The organism is Trichocoleus sp. FACHB-46 (genome assembly GCF_014695385.1).
Lineage (GTDB): Bacteria > Cyanobacteriota > Cyanobacteriia > FACHB-46 > FACHB-46 > Trichocoleus.
On record NZ_JACJOD010000030.1, the window covers coordinates 325,183 to 344,835 of the forward strand.

A 19,653-nucleotide genomic window follows, 5' to 3' on the forward strand; every position below is an offset into this window, starting at 1 on the left:
GACTCCTCACATGCTCATCCTGGGCTTATTTTGACTGATCTACTAGCCAATATTTCTGTAGCATTTGCTCCAACTGGGTGACGCTCGCTCGTGGGGAAGGACGAGGTAATAGTTCTTCGACTGCGCCTGTAGGTTGGGGGTTGACTCGCAAAAGCACGGGGATTTCGTACTGGTAAGCTTGAAACCAGTCCTCACGGGTGGTAATGTCCCGAATTTCTAGGTCAATCTCTAAGTTTTGAATTTGATCTAGCTTTTCCTGTAGTCCTTCGCATAGGTGGCAACCAGGTTTACTGTACAAAATTAATCGCATGTTCTGTTTTCTACCTTGGCCCTTGCAAAGTCTGTTTTGTTTATCCGCTATGGAGCTTATTTTTTCAGGAAAGTCTCGTTATATCTAGCAGTTTGGCAATTTCTTGTGTGCATTGTTCAATTAAAGCCCGAACCTTGGGGGCACTCGCCCCCAAACCCCCGCTGAAGGACGGCTGCGTCCTCCAGACCTCCTCCAGACGAGTTTAACTGTGAGTGTTTCAATACCTGCGATCGCTACTTCTTAACGTCTGACTCTTGGTTTTCTATTCCTGTCTCCTCACTCCTCTCCCTCTTCATCCTTTTCCTAGTGCTAAGTTGTTGTTTAGCCAGTCCATTCGTCATCCATTCGTTGCGCCCGGAAGAACTTAAGTGGCAATTAAAATTCTGCATCTTTCTGATATTCACATGGGCAGTGGGTTTTCCCACGGGCGGGTTAATCCAGAGACGGGGTTGAATACTCGCTTAGAAGATTTTGTGGCGACGTTGGGGCGCTGTATTGACCGGGCGATCGCGGAGCCTGTGGATTTGGTGCTGTTTGGGGGGGATGCGTTTCCGGATGCGACGCCGCCGCCGATTGTGCAGGAGGTGTTTGCCACTCAGTTTCGCCGCTTAGTGGATGCTCAGATTCCAACGGTATTGTTGGTAGGGAATCACGATCAGCATTCGCAGGGGCAGGGTGGCGCAAGTCTGTGCATTTACCGGACGCTGGGGGTGCCAGGCTTTGTGGTGGGCGATCGCTTGGAAACTCACCTCATCTCTACTCGCAACGGCCCAATTCAAATCATTACTTTGCCCTGGCTGACGCGCTCGACGTTGTTGACGCGCCCCGAAACGGAAGGGTTATCAATGGCTGAGGTGAATCAGTTGTTGATCGATCGCCTGCGAGTGGCGTTAGAAGGGGAGGTACGGCGTCTTGACCCGGAGATGCCGACGGTGCTGTTGGGGCATTTGATGGCAGATTCAGCTTTCTATGGAGCGGAGCGATTTCTCGCAGTGGGTAAGGGGTTTACGATTCCGCTGGCGTTGCTGGCTCGGCCTTGCTTTGACTATGTGGCTTTGGGGCATGTGCATCGGCATCAAGTCTTGTGTCATGAGCCGCCTGTGGTCTATCCGGGCAGTATTGAGCGGGTAGATTTTAGTGAGGAAAAAGAAGACAAGGGCTTTGTGCTGGTTGACGTAGAGCGAGGGGCTACGAAGCTGGAGTTTTGTGCTTTACCTGTCCGAGCATTTCGCACGATTGAAGTGAATGTTTCGGAAGCGGAAGATCCGCAAGCCAAGCTCCTAAAATCGCTGAAGCCAGAATTAGTTGCGGATGCTGTGGTGCGGCTGATTTATCAAATTCGCTCCGAGCAACTAGATGAGATTGATAATGCTCCTTTGCACGCCGCTCTGCACATGGCTCATAGCTACACGATTCAGCCAGAGCTAGTTAGCCAGTTGGCTCGTCCCCGTCTGCCAGAATTAGGAGTTGGTAGTAGCATCGATCCTTTAGCTGCTCTAAAAACTTATTTAGCGAATCGAGAAGATTTGCAAGATATTCAAGGCGATCTGCTACAAGCGGCCCAAAGTTTACTAGACACTGATGAGGAAGAATGGCTAGATGAACAGCCAGCGATCGCTAGCCATCTAGGTTCCAGCCAAGTACTAGATGGAGAAACCCAATTGCGCCTCCTCTAAGCCAAGCCTCATAAAATGCTTGTAGCTTGCGCAGGCTCAGTTCTAATGGCTCTAGGCTTCAGCCTATGAAAGTTCGAATGATTGCAGCGTTAAGACCCAAGCGGCAATAATTTTGAAGCCAATGGGCATGATGTGTCTTAAAGTGCGGCATCCTGCTAATGGGAGCAATCACAGAGATCCACTCATTTCTGCAATCTTTCTATGGCTAAATCTATGGCTAAACTTTTACCGACGGTTTTACTTGCGCCTGCTTTAATGACGGCAACGCTACTTTTTAGCCAAACTCAAGCTATTAGTCCCGCTTGGGCGGGCACTTGCGCTTCTCGCTGCGGTCCTAAGCCGCTTCAGTTCACACCAGGGCAGCGGGTGAGTGTGGAAGTGGTGAATCAAACTGCGAGTTTAGTGCAGGTTCAAAAAGTCTTTGGCACTGATCCAGTTCCCATGCGGCCTGGGCAGGAATTGAAGTTTGTGCAAGGCGGTGGCACAGAACCCAATATTTCTGTGTACTTCTGGGACGAAACGGCGCTGCCTCTGCAAGCCAGACTCTCTCAGCCGAATCCTAAAACCCTACGGATTGAAATTCGGCCAGGTGGAAGACCTCCGGGCGATCGCTCTGTTTATTTGTTAAATGATGGTCGTGTTGCCATCTTTTAGCCAGTACAATCGGCTGAGCGTGTTTGAACTGAAACATCTGTGCTAGTACCCGTTCCTTCCTCCCCTCACCTGTCCCATCGTGAGCACCGCCTCCCCGATAAGCGCTGGGCGATCGCTGAGCGCGATTTGGAACGGGTCGAGGTGATCGTGCAGGCAACTCAGCTTTCACCGCTGCTGGCTCAAGTGCTGACGAACCGAGGCATCGCTTCACCGAGACAGGCAGAAATTTTTCTCGACCCGGATTTGCAAGTCTTACCTTCGCCGCTAGAAGATTTCCCAGATTTAGCGGTAAGTGTGGAGCTATTGCAAGAAGCGATCGCCAATCAGCATAAAATTGCTATCTGTGGCGACTACGATGCTGATGGCATGACTAGCACAGCCCTGTTACTGCGGGCTTTGCGGGCTTTAGGGGCTGAGGTGGATTACGCCATTCCTAGCCGTATGAGTGAAGGTTACGGCATCAATGAGCGGATTGTGGAGGACTTCCATCGCGAAGGGGTAAGGCTGATTCTGACCGTAGATAACGGCATTGCTGCGGTGAAGCCGATCGCTAGAGCCCGTGAGTTAGGTTTAGCCGTCATCGTCACCGATCACCACGAAGTCCCACCAGAAATCCCGCCTGCCAATGCCATCCTCAACCCCAAACTGATTCATGAGGACTCGCCTTATCGAGGTGTAGCGGGGGTTGGGGTAGCGTATGTTCTGGCTGTAACCCTCGCTCAGCAACTGGACGCGAAAGATTTAGGCAACTTGCTACTGGAGTTATTCACCTTAGGCACGATCGCGGATTTAGCGCCTTTAACCGGAGTAAATCGTCGCTGGGTGAAGCGAGGGTTGCAGCGATTACCCAAGTCGCAGATTCCAGGGGTGCAAGCCTTAATTCAAGTGGCTGGGTTGGGTAGCTCCAAAGCCCTCAAACCGGAGGCGATCGGGTTTAGTTTAGGACCACGCATCAACGCAGTTGGGCGCATTGCCGATCCTCAAGTGGTGATTGAGCTGCTAACGACCGATGACATGGGCATTGCTCTGGAGCGGGCGATGCAGTGCGAACAAATTAATCAGCACCGCCAGCAACTTTGTACTCAGATTGAGCGAGAAGCGATCGCCTGGTACGAAGCCAGTGAGATTAACTTACAGGACGAGCGGATTTTGGTTTTAGTGCAACCCAATTGGCATCACGGGGTAATTGGGATTGTGGCGTCTCGCTTGGTGGAGCGTTATGGTGTGCCTGTTTTTATTGGCACCTATGAGGACGACGACCAAAAAATTCGTGGTTCAGCCCGGAGCATTCCTGACTTCCATGTGTTTGAGGCATTGGAGTTTTGCAAAGAGATTCTAGAAAAACATGGAGGTCACCAGGCCGCGGGTGGTTTTACGCTCTTAGCCGAGAATTTAGAGGAATTGCGATCGCGCCTGCGGACTTTTGCCCGTGCCTCGCTGCAACCGGATCAGCTCAAGCCTCTCCTCGCCATTGATGTGCAAGCTCACTTGGAGCAAATTGACCTTTCGCTTTACGAGCAAATTGACGCGCTGCATCCCTGCGGCATCCAGAACCCCGATCCAGTTTTCTGGACTCCAAATGTGCGGGTAGTGGAGCAACGCACGATCGGAAAAGATCAAGCTCACCTTAAGGTGACTGTGAGTCAAAATGTCAGCCAAGCTAATACACCATTAGCCGCGATCGCTCAACCTCGAATCCAGGCTCTGGCATGGCGTTGGGGAGAATATTACCCGTTGCCCAATCGAGTGGATATTGCCTACAAGCTGCGAGTGAATGAGTGGCAAGGCAATCAAACTGTGGAGTTGGAATTAGTTGGTGTCCGGTTGCCTAGCTCTGAAAACGCCTTGCGATCGCCAGCAACGGTTGCTACTCAACAGGCTGAGTTTGATTACAGCGATCGTCAATACACCTGTGGTCTCTACGAACAGCAAACAGGCAAAGAGTTGAGAATCACCAATTCGGAAGGGCAACAGCTTGTGATTCAGAAAGGGCAAAAATTAGGTTGGCTACTCAAACCAGGTGCAGAAGCCAAGCCAGTAGACGTTTCTCAGCCTTTCTTTTATCAACTGATTAAAACGGCTCTGTCTGCTTTGAACACATAATCGACCTCTCCCCCGTCCCCTCTCCTAGTAGGAGAGGGGTGCCGCAGGCGGGGAGCGGTTTGATTGGTTCAGCTCACAATCAGAAAAAATTTTCTAAAAGAAAAAGAGCCTACTGTGAAGCAGGCTCTTTATTACTCTCTCTTACTTGAAGCTCTTTAGATAAAACTTTGTTGCCGATTGTTTTAAAGCCGAAATCTGGGTCTCAGGTTTAAACAATAGAAATCTAGAGGTCGCCCTTTCCAGCCGCTAACAAGAAAATGACAGCCGGACCAGCAAGCATGATCAGCGCTACGAAGGTGAGTTGCGCGATCGCTTCGAAGTTAATGTTGCCAGCGAGGCCAGACAGAAAATCCATTTCTCCTCCCGAGTTAACCCAATGAATTGTACCTTGGGTTAGAATGCCTGAGGCTTATTTTACCTGTCAACACCTGGTTTCTTTAAGGAAGTTTACAAAACTCTAAATATTTCCAGGCAAGGCAAAATTGGCCTACCATCCATTCGCTTCAAAAACCGCTAAGCTCATTCAGGGGCGGTAGATCTGAATTGTCAGTGCCACCCAGTGGGCCAGTTTCTAGAGACTTTGTAGATTATGCCAACTTGGCGTTGTGTCAAATATTGTGGGGCTTGTTGTCATCTCGACCCCAGCGATCGCCCTGATTTGGACCAATATTTATCAGGTGATGAGCTAGCACTTTATCTCAGCATGGTGGGCGAGGATGGTTGGTGTGTTCACTTCGACCACGACAGTCGTGAGTGCAGCGTTTATGATGACCGTCCTCGCTTCTGTCGAGTCCAGGCGGATGTGTTTCAAGATTTATATGATGTTGAGCCAGAAGAACTCAACGATTTTGCGATCGACTGCTGCGAGCAGCAAATCGAAGCGGTATATGGCGATCGCAGTTTAGAAATGCTGAAATTTGAGCGCGAGATTGGCGTGATTCATTGATCTTTCAGGCAACCCTGAGCATAATAATGAAAAGAATATGAAATGGCGCGTTACCTGTGCAATTATCTTCCCGCCCTACTAGTCTGTCTGCCCCAGCTTCGCCCGCTGCTCAGTCATTGATGGAGCAACTCAATGAGCCAGAGTCTAAGATTCATGCAACTTTGATTGAAGAAGTGGAACTGCCACGGCAGGCTAGTGCTCCGCATATGTCTCAGGATCGTCAAGAGCGTTGGCAAGGGTTTGGAGTGTTTTGTTCTACCTTTGTTACCATTTTTCTCGCGGAGTTAGGCGATAAGACCCAGGTAACAACGCTATTAATGAGTGCGGAATCCCAGTCCCCTTGGATGGTGTTTGCAGGAGCAGCATTGGCTTTAATTACGACTAGCTTGCTGGGTGTGCTAGTAGGGCGTTGGCTAGCTAATCGGCTGTCGCCCAAATCCTTGGAGACGGCTGCGGGAGCGGCTCTGTTGCTAGTTTCTGTTTCTCTCCTGTGGGATGTCGTGCATTTTTAGTACCGCTGGCTCCAACCAACTAATTCGATCAACATTTCAACGGTTCGCGATCGCTGCCCTGCAATTTCCTAAAACATTATGGATTGGCACCTGCTTGGATTGAGTTTCATCACCATTTTTTTGTCGGAATTAGGCGACAAGAGCCAAGTGGCAGCGATCGCCCTGAGCGGCAGTTCTAAATCTCCACGGGCCGTGTTTTTTGGGACAGCAGCGGCCTTATTGTTCGCCAGTTTGTTAGGGGTGCTTTTGGGTCACGGGGCGGCTCATCTTTTGCCAACTCGCTTGGTTAAGGCGATCGCAGCTTTGGGATTTGCCCTAATGGCGGTGCGGTTGTTATGGCCCAGTGCTGATTTACCTCCAGACGCAGAGGAAGTTTCCTAGCTAATTTATTTTCAAGGTTTATAGGCACCTAAAGCAAAAGCTCCCGATGGGCTCAGGAGCTTTTTTCATGGCTAGAAATAGGTTGTGCCTCTGCTGGTGATGCGGGTAAAACGCAACTAAACGCGCTCGCGGTAGCAAAGATTTAGCAACAGTCCGCCAGAGGCAAACTTCAACATCTCCAAGGCCCAGTAGCTACCATGCAACTGGTTCATCCCAACTGGGATTTCGATCGCCGTATTAAACAAATTTAGCTCCATGCCTAAAGCACTCATTTGAGGCGTGAGAGCGTAGGTGTAAAGAAGAGCGATCGCCACTAATATGGCGGCAAGTACCGCTCCAGCATAGCCCTTGCGGTTGTAGGCAGGTTGTAGGTAGCGCAGTGCTAAAACTCCCGTCAAGGCTATGGCAGCGCAGAGCAATTCAATGCGATTAAAAAGCCAGAAAATGGCGTATCCAGCTGCGGCAAATCCAGGTTGGCTCATCATGCCTGCTGCGTAGAGACTTGGCATAATTACCAGGTCCAAAATCAGGCTGCTGCTGAGCCAAAAGGCCAACGCAAAAATCACAACTGTCTGCCATTGGGGTCGCTGCATTACGCCATTGGAAATGCTAAAACTATCTACGCTTGAATGCATAAAAATTCCTGGATGTACTTACCTTTAGCTTAGCGAATCTATTTCCTGACAACTATGAAATAAATCGGAATTGTCTCAGGCTAAAGTCGATTCATTTAACCAAAAAGCTTAGCTTAGAAAAATGAACCAGAACAACAAAAACTGCTGAGTTTGTAAGTCAGTAAATCATACGTGAGGTAAATTTACCTGTCCGCAAAAGTGATACAAAACTAAATGAGTCTGACAGAAGGCTGCCAGACTCTTCAAGAGTAGTCAATCAGGAAGTTTGTTTCAAAGGTGGACAGAAGCCTGCTCGTCAGATCTGCGAAAGGTTACAACACCTCCTTAATCACTGAAATAACCTATCATCCGTCTACTACAGCCTATGAGGTAGACTCTTAACCACCGCTTAAGATACTTCAGACGAAGCACTTAATTTTCTGCAACGAGCTTTACAAAAGTTGTGCTGATTGTAAGGGAAGGGAAGCAAGAAACCAATGACGAGATTGATGAGTTGTAAAATTGGTAAACTGCTTATTGCTTGCGAATACAGCTACTTTTGCAAAGTCAGATCGAATATTGGAGAAAACATTCTGACTAGCGCAGGAGGCTAACCGTTTCAGATCCTAGAAGTTATCAATTGGATTGAATGAGGGGGAGCTGTTTGGTGCCTGAATTTAGAATAGCACCGAGGTTTTGAAAGCGTGAGCTGTTTTGTAGAAGTTCACTCCTAATTAACTTTAGAAACAACCCGCAAAGAAACTAAATACTAGACTTAAGTTCTTGCTCTTTGCTTGTGGTTAACGGCAGCGATCGCAGCACCTGATCTACAACTGAAGTAGAGACAAAACAAGCTACCTGGAAGTTGGTAGACCTAGGTGGGAGACGGGCGATGAAAGGTATTGCGACTAGTTTAGGGATTTTACTGACGGCAGCTACGGCTACCTGGAGCCTGAATCTGCCATTGCAGGCGGTGACCCTAGCAGATGGTACGGTCTACTTTGTGCAACCTCCTCGGTTGGTGAAGGCGACTACAACGCAGAGCGCGACCTATGCTTGGTCAGCCACTTACTACTTCACCTTGGATGTACCAGAAAATGCGGGAGAACCTCTCCAAAAAGTGACGATCGCACAGCGAGAAGGGATTGATGCCTTGCGCTACGACCTGAAAGACACCCAAGCTTTTGTGGGTGAACCTAGAGGCAAGAGACAAGCGGTGGCCTTAAGTGAAGTAATCGGCGATCGCAAAACGCGGACGGTCTCAGTGGCATTCGATCCGCCGATTCCTCCCGGTCAGACTGTGACTGTAGGGCTGCGTCCGGTACGCAATCCCAACATTGGTGGTGTGTACTTGTTTGGGGTTACAGCCTTCCCAGCAGGTGAAAAAGCGCATGGGCAATTTTTAGGCTTTGGCCGACTGCACTTTTATGACTCTCGTGATGCTTGGTTTCTCCGCGATCGCTGGTTTCGCTAGATTTTGCTTTACTGAGTTAACAAAAGCTTGCTTGCTAAGCTAGGCGAATTAGACCAAGCTGGCACTTATAACTTCAATCTTGCCAGTGGTGCTCTCTCCCAAATTCAGGCTCAAAGAAATTGCCAGTTTCTTCCATCAATTCTCAGCTTTGCTGGATGCAGGATTGCCTGTGCAGCAAAGCTTGACTTTGGCGGGTAAAGATTGTAGCGTGGCTTTTCAGCGCTCTCTACAGCAAGCTAGTACCAATGTTGCTCAGGGACAGGACTTGGCGACTGCGATGACTCTAACGCCAGCGGTTTGGAGTCCGTGGACTTTGGCTTTGATTCAGATAGCTGAGTACAGCGGTAGCTTAGCGGCAACTTGTCGCAAATTAGCGATCGCGGCTGAGCAACAGCAACGACGGGCACGGCTTTACCGCTCCGTGACTTTGGCAGGTGGAGCAACTGTGAGCAGTTTGCTGTTGCTGCTCGTGGTTTTGTCGCAAGGTAGTCGTAATTTTTTGGTTCAGCCTGGTTTTTGGATCACTGTAGGACTGCTATTAGCTGGTGCTTATCTGCTTGGAACGCGATCGCTGACTCCGAGCTTGTATCGCTCTCTAGCGCGGTTGCCTGTCTTAAAGCCGTTTCTAGAAGCTCAAAGCATGTTGTACTTTACGGAGCTAGAACTGCCCTTGACCTGTGGAGTGCCATTGCTAAGCGCCTTAGAGTTAGTTCGCGATCGCATTCCCAATCCAGAACTCGCTAAAAATTTAACGATCGCCAGTCAGCAAGTAGCACGGGGGCAAACTCTGAGCCGCAGTCTACAAGGTAAGATTCCAGCGATCGCGCTGCAAATGATTCGGACGGGCGAAGAAACTGGCAATTTAGATGCCATGCTGCAAAAACTCGCCGCTTATTACGAAGGCGAATTAGAGCTAAAGCTTCGGCAGCTTCAAGGAGTGTTGCGGCCTTTGAGCTTGCTAGCGGGAGGAGCGTTCGTGCTGGTATTGGGCATGCAGATGGTGCGATCGCTGCTTGGTGCCTTACCAGGTTGACTGGAGTAGCTTCAATGAGTTCTCGCCCGTCAGATCTAACGCCAGAGTGAAAAATTTTCCACGGTAACTAAACCGTAAATTCATCCGCCGGGGTAGACGGTACGCTACATTAGCAGGTGGAAGAGACGACATCAGCAAAAGAATTTCTCAATCATGGTAGAACGTCCCATCAAGAAGTCTGAACGTCAGGTTGCAGACAATCCCAGTAGTGATGCAGCAGGGTTCCAAGGATCGGAAGCTTCCGATTCGGGTACTCGCAACTCTGAAGAACGCGGCAGAAGTCGGCCTTCACGCGATAAAAGCGATAGAAACGATAAAGGCAGTGACAGAGGCAGCGGTAGAGGCGGCGACAGAGACAAAAGAAAAGGCAGAGGCAGAGATCAAGAAGACGATCGCGCCAGAACTCCGGTCAATCCTGCTTTGATGCGAGGACCAAAACCTACTCAGCCGAAGCCGCCTGTGGTGCAGCCAGAGCCAGAAGCGGAGGAGAATGTTACCGCTGAGGCAGATTCAGAAGTTGCAACTGAAAGTTAAGACTTGATTGATGGAGTTGGGCCAAGCTAGACCCACTTTCAAGGGTTAGCTGCCAACCAGCAGGGCTGCCATGTTTGAGAAACTCAGGAGGGTTTGAATGAGTAAACCGTTAAACGCTGCTCTCTCGGAAGAGATTGCTCAGCGACTTAGTCACAAAGCCAAAACCTCCTTCGACAATGCTTACGAAGCAGCCTTGCTGATTCCAGGAGTTACCTATGTGCAAGGATTTCTGGTGCTGCCAGGCATACCCTACAAGCCGATGGAGCACTGCTGGCTGGAAGTTGAGGACGCCATTGTTGATCCCGCGTTGCCCCACCTAAACCGCGCTCCCGAAGAGATTTGGTATTTCTCAGCTCAGCGCTTGAGCGTCAAGAAATTGAAAGCTGCGATCGAAGAAGCCAAAGAAGATTATCCAGAGGACGATCCGCTGCCTGTGTATGGACCTGCCCCCTATGAGTATTACGGGGACGCGATGTTAGGGGGCAAAGACTATCTGGAGGCGTTTCAGGCAGCAGAAGCGAAATGTCGAGAACTCAACCAATCAGAGTTGGATCGTAATTAGTCGCTTAATTCATCTAACTTGAATGAGTATAAGGCTAACGAATGCTGATGAAATAGCAGAGCTAAAAAGCTGGCTGATAGCTTTGATGTTCATATTTTTTAGCCTAGGTTTAATAGTTTCTCTGTCTCTCTTTTGTGCTTATTTTTTCTCAATTAATCAACTTGGCTTATCTGATGAGTCAATTACTCTAAAAGACATTTTGGAGTTTAAAACTCAAGGTGTAAAGCTTACCATTGAAAGCCTAAAAATTGTGACTACAGCCTTTGGAGGTATCGCTGTTCTTTTTAACGTTTACTATGCGGCGAAGAGAACGAAGGCTCTTGATGAGAGTGCGATCGCTGCTAATAAAAGTGCTGAGGCTGCTAATAAGAATGCTGAAGCCGCCCTTAAAAACGCGCAAGCAGCACAAGATAAGCAAATTACAGAACGCTTCACTAAGGCAATTGAACAGTTGGCAAGCCCAAATCTGGCAATTCGGTTAGGCGGAATTTATGCTTTGGAAAGAATCGCAAAGAATTCCAGTAAGGATTCTGATGATGATCACTGGATAATCATGGAAGTTCTTGCTACCTTTGTGCGCGAGCCTTCTTCTTTGGAAGAGCCTTCTTATAAGATTGATACCACGGGCGAGGCATTGAGGCTTCGCACTGACATACAAGCAGCTTTGACTGTTATCGGGCGACGTGAGATTGAGAAAGATAAAGGTTTTCTTGATTTATCTAATGCAGATATAAGAGGAGCAGCTCTTAAAGAGGCTAAGTTACAAGGAGTGGTATTGACTGGGGCTAAGTTACAAGGAGTGGTATTGACTGGAGCTAACCTGCAAAAAGCTCGTCTTGATAAGGCAAAATTACAGGGTGCAATCCTTATCAAAACAGATTTAACAGAAGCAAGCCTTGTACAAACTGATCTGCGAGATGCAATTCTTCTGAGTGCCGACTTACGAGGAGCCAACTTTATTAATACTAGTCTTCAAGGTTCTACCTTAAGCGGCGCAAACTTAAGTGGGGCAAAACATCTTACAGAGCCACAGCTTAAACTATCAGATACCAGTAGAGCCATCCTACCTGACTATTTTGAAAGGTCTAAAGAAGAATAAATGAATTTATAAGATTTAGCTGTGTGTTTAAAGGAGCATTAATTGCCCCTTCTAACTGAGTTAGTTAGGGCAATCGATAGTAGTAAGTATTTCAATTAATATGCTCTGCTCAGGAATTAACCAAATGTTGAACCATTCCATCCCCACATCGAGCCTCTAGCATCTGAAAACTCAATGTAGGTACGATTGGCAGGAATCCCTAAAGCTTGCTCAATTTGTTGCGAAAAATCCTGGCTCATCGCTTTGGTTTGGGTCGGCCCCATCGTGCCCACACTCTTAATCTCCACGTAGCATGTAGGGTCAGACGTACCTCCGAAAGTCATGGCGACTTCTGGCTCAAAAGCCGTCATCACATAAGATTCAGGCTTACCCGTATGTTTTGCTAGCCCAGCCGACAACTGCCTGAGTAAGCTGTCTACTTGGGACTTGTTTGGAGCAGAAATAGAAGTTTGAACCTTGATTAAAGGCATAGTAACAATATGAAAATTCTAAACTTCACGATCTGATGAACTGCTTGTTTAGGCTAAGCCCAAGACTCAGCCCTCACAACCTCTTAGCAATCAAAACTTTAGCCACCGTATTGCCAGCCTGTGCTCTCTAGCAAGAGAGGTTCGCCCTCACGATGGGTGCCCGCTGCAATCACTTCGCCCACATAAACCGTGTGATCGCCTTGCTCGACCGCACCAACTACTCGGCATTCCACATATCCCAAAGCTTCCGAGATGATGGGGCAACCCGTTTCTCCGAGGTAAAACTCGACATCGTCAAACTTGTTCCCCACTCGACGCTGCGGTTGAAAAAACTTTTGCGCCAGGTCTTTCTGTCCTGCTTCCAAAAAGCTTAGGACAAAGACACCGCTGCTCTTGATCATGGCGTGAGAGCGGGAGTCCTGTTTGACGCAGTTGACGACGAGAGGGGGCTTAAAGGAAGCCTGCATAACCCAACTGGCAGTAAAGCCATTTACTTCTTCCCCTTCTTTGACTCCACAAATGTAAAGCCCGTGGGGAATTTTACGCAGGATTGTCTTTTTCGCTTGTTCGTCCAGCAAGGGTCTATACCTGATTGGCACTACATCGCTCAGTGTATTACAGAGTCACGGAAGGAAAACCACAGCTCAGCTCTAATCCGACTAGAATCCTACTGGCGGAAGAGATGATCGTGCTCTGGATGGTAGAGCCGCGATCGCGCCTGAGTCGCCGTTAGAGCAGGACTAATCACATAGAGCGTAGTCCGGATCAAGTTCTCCTGTTGCGTGACCGCAGCCATTTCACTCAGCGGCACCACCCGAATTTTTTCATCAGGCCAACCGATGCGGAAACAAATTGCCACCGGAGTATCTGCTCCATAATGCTCCATCAACTTCGCCTGAGATGCTTCCACATGGCGAGCGCTGAGGTAGAGACAAAGACTCGCCTTGTGTGCCGCCAAACCCGCTAACTCCTCCGCCTCCGGCACCTCGGTACGACCACTAATCCGAGTCAAGATAATTGTCTGTACCAACCCTGGCACCGTTAGCTCCACTTGCAGCTTCGCCGCCGCCGCCTGAAACGCACTAATTCCAGGAATCACCTCAAAAGGCACTTCCGCCTCCGCCAAAGCCTGCATCTGCTCATGCACTGCTCCATACAAACTTGGGTCCCCTGAATGCAACCGCACCACCGACTTTTGCGATCGCACCCGCTCCACCATCAGCGGCAGAATCTCCTCCAGCGTCTTGTTCGCCGTGCGAATCAACTCTGCATCATCTCTCACACCCTGCAAAATTTGCCGAGGCACCAAAGAATCTGCAAACAGAATCACATCCGCCTGCGCCAACAACCTTTGTGCCTTGATCGTCAGCAACTCCGGATCACCCGGACCCGCCCCGACAATGTAAACGGCAGGCGCTAGACCAGATTTATCCTGGGTTTCAGGGAGTTGGCTGACAACAGAATTAATATCAAACGTAGTCATAAATCTCGATTCAGTCTTTAGTTGTAGAGGAGTCAGTCTAGAGCCTCCCCGTACGTGAAGTTACCTCTGCAGGGGGTCTGGGGGACGCAGCCGTCCCTCAGCGGGGGTTGGGGGCAGGTGCCCTCAAGCTCTTGGTTCTAAAAGCGTAACCGTAAAGACTTGATAAAGCGATCGCCCCAAAATCCAATCTATCCGGATTGGCTGCTGGGCCGTGGGATTAAGGAATGGTAGATGCACCCTGATTTAGCCCTGGAAGCCACAAAGCTTCTGGGGTTTTTCTTGTTTGAAGCCTAAATTCAAGGAAGATGATCCGATTCCTGCCGCAACTTCGGATCTGTTTCCTGAGCAGCTACCACATCTGGTAAAGGACGACGGAGTTGGTAGAGCCAAAATAAACCAGCAAGACCGATGCTGATTTCCACCAAACTAATAATTTGAGCAATGCGGAGCGGGCCGATCATTAAGCTGTCTGTGCGCAGCCCTTCAATCCAGAAACGACCCAAGCTGTAACTGACTAAATAAACTAAAAATAGCGTTCCCACCTTCAAAGCAGGTTTCCCTCGCAGGCCCCGGAAAAACAAGGTGATGAGAATCCCAAACACCATCAAGTTCCATAGAGACTCATAGAGAAACGTGGGATGAAAATACGCCACATTCTCATATCCCACTGGACGTTGCTCAGGAGGAATAAACAGCTTCCAGGGTAAATTAGTCGGTCGCCCAAACGCCTCTGAATTAAAGAAATTGCCCCAACGCCCGATCGCCTGCCCCAAAATCAAAGATGGTGCGACTAAATCTGCTAATTGCCAAAACGAAACTCGTTTGATCTTGGCGAAAATTAGGCTGGCAACCAAACCGCCCAGAATAGCGCCATGAATCGCAATGCCTCCTTTCCAAATGGCAATGATATCTTCTGGTCGTTGAGCATATTCTTGCCACTGAAACAGTACGTAATACAGCCGAGCAGAGGGAATTGCAGCGACAACTAACCAAATAATTAGGTCGCCAATCAAATCGGGATCAACTCGGCGACGCGTCGCCAAAGCTTGGGACAAGCTGACCCCAATCAGCACAGCCGAGGCAATTAAGAGGCCATACCAACGAATAGTGAGAGGTCCCAACTCAACTAATATGGGCCCTGGAGACTTGAACTCGAAGGCCATAAGCCCATAGCAGCTACTCCAGAGATGGGACAAAATTGGCAGATCCAAGGGCATGAGAATTTAGGATTCAGCTACAAACTTGATTTTATCCGCCTGAGGGCAGAATCCAATTTGGGCTGCGATTTCTTTGGCCCGAAACTTTGACTGCAAGAAGCATGAATTAAAAGCGCTGCTCAAGGCTACACAGGCCAATTGAGCTAGAATGAGAATCCTTGGGCCAACTGATTTAGCTACATCGAGGGCCGATTGTAGCTGCGTGAGTCAGGGCTGAGAAGCTAAAGTTCTACAACTAAAAGTCTGTCAAAATAGCAACTGCAATTGTTGACAGCCCTAGTCGCTCCTGAAATTGAGAAAAAGCATGGATAGAATTTATTCCGATCAACCTGTGGCACAGGCTATCACTGCTGGTCAATCAGGAACTGCGACTCCGATGCCAATTGCGGTAGCTTCGCCTCCCCTCCTAGGTGCCTCGTTAGCAGAGCTGACGGAATGGGTGAAACAGCACCAACAGCCTGCTTATCGAGGGCAGCAGTTACACCAGTGGATTTACCAAAAAGGGGTGCGATCGCTGGACGAAATTTCAGTTTTCTCCAAGCAGTGGCGTTCCACGGTTGCTGATGTGCCTATAGGGCGCTCAATGTTGCATTACCGAGCCGCTGCCCCAGATGGCACTGTGAAGTTTTTACTCCGGCTAGCTGATGGTCAGATTATTGAGACTGTAGGCATTCCCACGGAAAAGCGCCTGACTGTTTGTGTGTCTTCTCAGGTTGGCTGTCCGATGGGTTGCGACTTCTGCGCTACAGGTAAAGGTGGTTTCCTCCGCAATCTGGAGCGACATGAAATTGTGGATCAAGTTTTGACAGTTCAAGAAGACTTTCAACAGCGAGTCAGCAACATCGTGTTTATGGGCATGGGCGAACCTTTGCTCAATGTAGACAATGTGCTGGGTGCGGTGCGATCGCTGAACGAGGATGTGGGCATTGGTAAACGAGCCATGACTATTTCGACTGTAGGCATTCCGGGTCGCATTCGTCGTTTAGCCGCACACCAGCTACAGACCACTTTAGCCGTGAGCCTGCATGCTTCTAACCAAGCAGTTAGAGAGCAGCTAATTCCAAGCGCGAGACAGTATCCGCTGCAGGATTTGCTGGCCGAGTGCCGCGAGTATGTGCAGCTAACCGGGCGACGGGTCACGTTTGAATACATCTTGTTGGGCGGGTTAAATGACTGCCCAGAGCATGCAGTAGAACTGGCGGAACATCTGCGGGGGTTCCAGAGCCACGTTAACTTGATTCCTTACAATCCAATTAGTGAAGTAGATTATCAACGCCCTAGCCCACAACGGATTCAGGCTTTTCTGCATGGCTTGAAGCAGCATCATATTGCTGCGAGTGTGCGACGATCGCGGGGTTTGGAAGCAGATGCCGCTTGTGGTCAATTGCGGGCAAAAAAAGTAGGAGCGATCGCTTAAGATCACTCCTACCGTGCTGCTGCGATTGTGGTGCGGCAATCGCAAGTGCAAATCTAATGACGGGCGTAGATGCCAGGAGCATACGCTTCGATTACTTTGCCTGTGATTGTGCAAGTAATCATTAAATAATCACAAGTTTGGCATTGGGTTCGAGTCAAATGATCATCTGAAAGATGATGACGTTCGGCATGACTACCACAATTAGGGCAACGAACAACTTGTAAGGTTTCTAGAACACGCATTTTAATACTCTCGCAGCTAGCTCAACAATTAGGAGGGATTAAGGGCAAGGTTCACGAATTAAATTCGTAATTCTAAGATTTTCGAAACAAAATGTATCGAAGCTTACTAAATTAATCTGAGATTAAAAGTGCAGAAGTCATCGTCTCCTGACTCTTCTATTATGTTGGCATTTATGCAGATCGGCAATCAAGCTTTAGTTAGATTTTAGATTTCGGAGGTTGGGGATCGCCTACAGAGAGAGCGATCCCCGCAATACTGCTATTAGCTAAAAGCGCTTTTGATTTGGGACTGCTCGATACTAACTTCTTCGATGATTACAGAATTCTCTAAACAATTCTGCGAATTTTTTATGAGATTTTACTTATGTTTATGAACTTTCTTAATGAGTTTACTGAGCGTTGGATAATATTTTATTGGAGAATAATAGAAGCAATTGTTACTAAAACTACAAAATGTTTCCTAGTTAAACTCCTCCACGTTCCGTCATAATTCAAGCAGCATAATGCATTGAGCTTTTATAAGTCTTTTGGTGTCGTCTACGCAGAGCAAAGCTGTTCCTCAATCTTGCTGCCAAGGGCAGTAAAACTACAAACTGCATTGCCAGGAAGATTCAAGCATTTTGTCATGATTTCTTGCTATAGAAAATGAACACAAGTTTTTTAGGTCAGCACAGATGTTTAACCTCTAAATCGCAAGATTTGGAGGCAAACTCAAAAGAATATGTTGATCCTGACTTTATCTAACCCCTCAAAGCGATCGCGTCAAATAAAGCTATTACCAATCATTAAAACTAAATTAAGAAAATGGTTCTTCCTTAAGAAGGATTTAGGCAACGATCAGCAATTTGGCTACGTAGTGACAACTTAAGCAGAGCTAGACCTTACTCTAGTTCGGTCAGGTTTATTTAACCCGTCTTGCTAGAAAACTAGGGCTGCGGATGAAAGTAGTCGTAGATTTTCTGAGCTATCTGAGGGCCAATCCCAGAAACATTTGTGAGTTGTTCCGGGGTCGCTTCCCGAATGTAGTCAACTGAGCGAAAAGCAGCTAACAGTTCTTTTTGGCGATGATGCCCTAGCCCAGGAATATCTTCTAAGCAAGAGCGGCGCATGCGATCGCTGCGTTGCTGGCGATGGAAACTAACGGCAAAGCGGTGAGCTTCATCCCGAAGACGACGCAACAGTTGCACTCCCGGCTGTTCCGCTTCTGTAGTTAAAGGCAAGGACTCCCCTGGCAAAAAGATTTCTTCTCGCTTTTTCGCTAAACTGACCACGCGCAACTCTTCTAATAAATTTAGCTCCCGCAGTACGCTCACTACAGCCGAGAGTTGGCCTTTACCGCCATCAATCATGACTAAATCGGGCCAATCTGAATTGCCTACCCTTGGCAACTGCGGATCAGCGGCATATTTACGAAACCGCCGCCGAATCACTTCTGCCATGCTGGCAAAGTCATCCGAGTGCCCTGTGGTCACAGTAGGGTTTTTGATTTTGTAGTGTCGATAGTGCTGTTTGGCAGGTATACCGTCTACAAACACGACCTGAGAAGCGACAGCGTCGGAACCTTGAATATGCGAAATGTCATAACCTTCAATCCGTCGCGGCATGTCAGGCAGATCTAACACTTCGGCGAGATCTAACATCGCTTGAGCATTGCGATCGGCAAAGCGCTGAGTTCGGGCTAACTCATACTCCGCGTTGCGCTCTACCATTTCAACTAGCTCAGCTTTAGTTTGCCGTTGCGGCGCGACAATCGTAACTTTGCGTCCTTTGCGATCGCTCAGAAACTCGGCGAGCATGTCGCTTTCTGGCAGTTCGTGCTGCACCAGAATTTCTGCAGGAATCTCAACTGCATCTACCGTTTGGTAGTGCTCCTCCAACACTCGCTCTAGAATCGCACCTGGTTCTCCCGATTGAGCATCGGCGACAAAGCCTAATCGTCCTACTAATCTACCAGCGCGAATTTGAAACAGTTGAATACAAGCATGCTGCTCATCTGCGGCCAACGCGATCGCATCACGAGAAATGGTGTCATCGGGGAGCGCTACTTTTTGCTCTGCACCTAGAGATTTCAAACCATTAATCTGGTCACGGAGGCGAGCCGCCTGCTCGAAGTTCAAAGCCTCGGCAGCTTGATCCATTTGCACCATTAAGGTGTCAACCAGTTCCCCGGTGCGCCCTTGAAAGACCATCGCGACTTTCTGTACAATTTTGCGATAGTCTTCGCCCGAAATCATTTGCTGACAAACGCCTGGGCAACGACCAATATCGAAATTAAGGCAGGGACGATCCTTAAATAAAGGTTGGGGACGCTGCCGTAAGGGAAAGATCCGCTTCACAATATGCAAGGTGCTGCGGAGCAAATGAGTATCGACGTAGGGACCGTAAAAACGATCTCTTTCATTACCTAGCCGTCGCTTGCGAGTAATAAAGATGCGCGGGTAATCCTCTGACCAGGTAATGCAGAGATAAGGATATTTTTTGTCATCTTTAAGCAGCACATTGAAATGCGGTTGATGCTGCTTAATTAAGTTCGCTTCTAGCGCTAAGGCTTCAGCTTCTGTGTCTGTGACAATAAACTCAATTTCTGCAACCTGTCGCACCATCAACGCGATGCGAGGGCTGAGTGACTGTAAATCACGGAAATAAGAGCGCACCCGCGATCGCAGCTTTTTCGACTTACCAATATAGAGAATGCGATCGCTCACATCCCGCATGTAGTAAACCCCAGGCTCCGCTGGAATTTCTTTCAATCGGGTTTCGAGGCGCTCAGGCTCTTTCAGCAGTGGCAAAACTTGAGAAGATAGGGTCACAGGCCGAATTAGAAAAATAAACGAACTGAAAATTACAGAATTTTGAGCTTCAACCCATAGGGTGTCCGAGAAGTGTGGCCCTATACCTTTATTTTAGAACAGCTAGAAATCTTAAG

At 48.5% G+C, this 19,653-nt stretch carries 21 protein-coding genes; 12 read left to right on the forward strand and 9 right to left on the reverse strand.

All coding sequences use genetic code 11. The features are described 5' to 3' along the window. Positions 1 to 25: 25 nt before the first annotated feature. Positions 26 to 310 (reverse strand): glutaredoxin family protein, encoded by a 285-nt coding sequence (locus tag H6F72_RS17920; RefSeq protein ID WP_190438497.1) that lies wholly within the window; start codon positions 308 to 310, stop codon positions 26 to 28. Positions 311 to 678: 368 nt separating this feature from the next. Here H6F72_RS17920 and sbcD point away from each other — a divergent pair, with 368 nt between their 5' ends. The 3 genes from sbcD to recJ all read left to right on the forward strand — a co-directional run bounded on the left by sbcD (position 679) and on the right by recJ (position 4,743). Next, the gene (gene sbcD / locus H6F72_RS17925) at positions 679 to 1,986 is read left to right on the forward strand and encodes an exonuclease subunit SbcD (RefSeq protein ID WP_348252045.1); all 1,308 of its coding nucleotides are present in this window, start codon (positions 679 to 681) and stop codon (positions 1,984 to 1,986) included. Between the two features lie 201 nt (positions 1,987 to 2,187). Continuing rightward, complete coding sequence (locus H6F72_RS17930; RefSeq protein WP_199299146.1) at positions 2,188 to 2,640, forward strand: hypothetical protein; 453 nt, start codon at positions 2,188 to 2,190, stop codon at positions 2,638 to 2,640. Positions 2,641 to 2,679: 39 nt separating this feature from the next. Continuing rightward, positions 2,680 to 4,743 (forward strand): single-stranded-DNA-specific exonuclease RecJ, encoded by a 2,064-nt coding sequence (recJ, locus tag H6F72_RS17935; protein ID WP_348252046.1) that lies wholly within the window; start codon positions 2,680 to 2,682, stop codon positions 4,741 to 4,743. A gap of 223 nt (positions 4,744 to 4,966) precedes the next feature. On the opposite strand, the gene psb30 is transcribed toward recJ, so the two are convergent. Next, positions 4,967 to 5,098 (reverse strand): photosystem II reaction center protein Ycf12/Psb30, encoded by a 132-nt coding sequence (gene psb30, locus H6F72_RS17940; RefSeq protein ID WP_190438500.1) that lies wholly within the window; start codon positions 5,096 to 5,098, stop codon positions 4,967 to 4,969. Positions 5,099 to 5,332: 234 nt separating this feature from the next. Between psb30 and H6F72_RS17945 the strand changes: the two genes are divergently transcribed. The 3 genes from H6F72_RS17945 (at position 5,333) to H6F72_RS17955 (ending at position 6,582) form a co-directional block, all read left to right on the forward strand. Further along, complete coding sequence (locus tag H6F72_RS17945; protein WP_190438502.1) at positions 5,333 to 5,689, forward strand: YkgJ family cysteine cluster protein; 357 nt, start codon at positions 5,333 to 5,335, stop codon at positions 5,687 to 5,689. Between the two features lie 56 nt (positions 5,690 to 5,745). Next, positions 5,746 to 6,201, forward strand: coding sequence for a TMEM165/GDT1 family protein (locus tag H6F72_RS17950; protein ID WP_348252047.1), 456 nt, complete (start codon positions 5,746 to 5,748; stop codon positions 6,199 to 6,201). Positions 6,202 to 6,279: 78 nt separating this feature from the next. After that, entirely contained in the window at positions 6,280 to 6,582 is a 303-nt protein-coding gene (locus H6F72_RS17955) for a TMEM165/GDT1 family protein (RefSeq protein WP_190438505.1), read from the forward strand. A gap of 116 nt (positions 6,583 to 6,698) precedes the next feature. On the opposite strand, the gene H6F72_RS17960 is transcribed toward H6F72_RS17955, so the two are convergent. After that, positions 6,699 to 7,217 (reverse strand): DUF4149 domain-containing protein, encoded by a 519-nt coding sequence (locus H6F72_RS17960; RefSeq protein ID WP_190438508.1) that lies wholly within the window; start codon positions 7,215 to 7,217, stop codon positions 6,699 to 6,701. Positions 7,218 to 8,088: 871 nt separating this feature from the next. Between H6F72_RS17960 and H6F72_RS17965 the strand changes: the two genes are divergently transcribed. From H6F72_RS17965 to H6F72_RS17985, 5 genes are all read left to right on the forward strand, one after another. Next, on the forward strand, positions 8,089 to 8,670 hold the full coding sequence (locus H6F72_RS17965; protein WP_190438511.1) for a DUF2808 domain-containing protein: 582 nt from the start codon (positions 8,089 to 8,091) through the stop codon (positions 8,668 to 8,670). A gap of 85 nt (positions 8,671 to 8,755) precedes the next feature. Beyond that, the gene (locus H6F72_RS17970) at positions 8,756 to 9,703 is read left to right on the forward strand and encodes a type II secretion system F family protein (RefSeq protein ID WP_190438525.1); all 948 of its coding nucleotides are present in this window, start codon (positions 8,756 to 8,758) and stop codon (positions 9,701 to 9,703) included. Between the two features lie 153 nt (positions 9,704 to 9,856). Beyond that, on the forward strand, positions 9,857 to 10,237 hold the full coding sequence (locus H6F72_RS17975; protein ID WP_190438528.1) for a hypothetical protein: 381 nt from the start codon (positions 9,857 to 9,859) through the stop codon (positions 10,235 to 10,237). Between the two features lie 97 nt (positions 10,238 to 10,334). After that, positions 10,335 to 10,799 (forward strand): hypothetical protein, encoded by a 465-nt coding sequence (locus H6F72_RS17980; RefSeq protein WP_190438530.1) that lies wholly within the window; start codon positions 10,335 to 10,337, stop codon positions 10,797 to 10,799. Positions 10,800 to 10,821: 22 nt separating this feature from the next. Then, on the forward strand, positions 10,822 to 11,898 hold the full coding sequence (locus tag H6F72_RS17985; RefSeq protein WP_190438531.1) for a pentapeptide repeat-containing protein: 1,077 nt from the start codon (positions 10,822 to 10,824) through the stop codon (positions 11,896 to 11,898). Between the two features lie 116 nt (positions 11,899 to 12,014). Here the strand turns inward: H6F72_RS17985 and H6F72_RS17990 are convergent, their stop codons facing one another. From H6F72_RS17990 to lgt, 4 genes are all read right to left on the reverse strand, one after another. Further along, a complete protein-coding gene (locus H6F72_RS17990; protein WP_190438534.1) occupies positions 12,015 to 12,368 on the reverse strand; it encodes a phenylpyruvate tautomerase MIF-related protein in 354 nt (117 codons plus the stop codon). Positions 12,369 to 12,466: 98 nt separating this feature from the next. Next, a complete protein-coding gene (locus H6F72_RS17995) occupies positions 12,467 to 12,967 on the reverse strand; it encodes a flavin reductase family protein (protein ID WP_370527526.1) in 501 nt (166 codons plus the stop codon). 68 nt (positions 12,968 to 13,035) lie between these two features. Next, the gene (gene cobM / locus H6F72_RS18000) at positions 13,036 to 13,851 is read right to left on the reverse strand and encodes a precorrin-4 C(11)-methyltransferase (protein ID WP_190438538.1); all 816 of its coding nucleotides are present in this window, start codon (positions 13,849 to 13,851) and stop codon (positions 13,036 to 13,038) included. Between the two features lie 296 nt (positions 13,852 to 14,147). Then, positions 14,148 to 15,068 (reverse strand): prolipoprotein diacylglyceryl transferase, encoded by a 921-nt coding sequence (gene lgt, locus H6F72_RS18005; RefSeq protein WP_242017001.1) that lies wholly within the window; start codon positions 15,066 to 15,068, stop codon positions 14,148 to 14,150. Positions 15,069 to 15,372: 304 nt separating this feature from the next. Between lgt and rlmN the strand changes: the two genes are divergently transcribed. Then, complete coding sequence (gene rlmN, locus H6F72_RS18010; RefSeq protein WP_370527527.1) at positions 15,373 to 16,485, forward strand: 23S rRNA (adenine(2503)-C(2))-methyltransferase RlmN; 1,113 nt, start codon at positions 15,373 to 15,375, stop codon at positions 16,483 to 16,485. Positions 16,486 to 16,538: 53 nt separating this feature from the next. Here rlmN and H6F72_RS18015 read toward each other — a convergent pair whose 3' ends face one another. Together H6F72_RS18015 and uvrC are read right to left on the reverse strand one after the other, a co-directional pair. Continuing rightward, entirely contained in the window at positions 16,539 to 16,727 is a 189-nt protein-coding gene (locus H6F72_RS18015; protein ID WP_190438540.1) for a replication restart DNA helicase PriA, read from the reverse strand. A gap of 926 nt (positions 16,728 to 17,653) precedes the next feature. Continuing rightward, entirely contained in the window at positions 17,654 to 19,537 is a 1,884-nt protein-coding gene (gene uvrC / locus H6F72_RS18020; protein WP_190438542.1) for an excinuclease ABC subunit UvrC, read from the reverse strand. Positions 19,538 to 19,653: the final 116 nt, after the last annotated feature.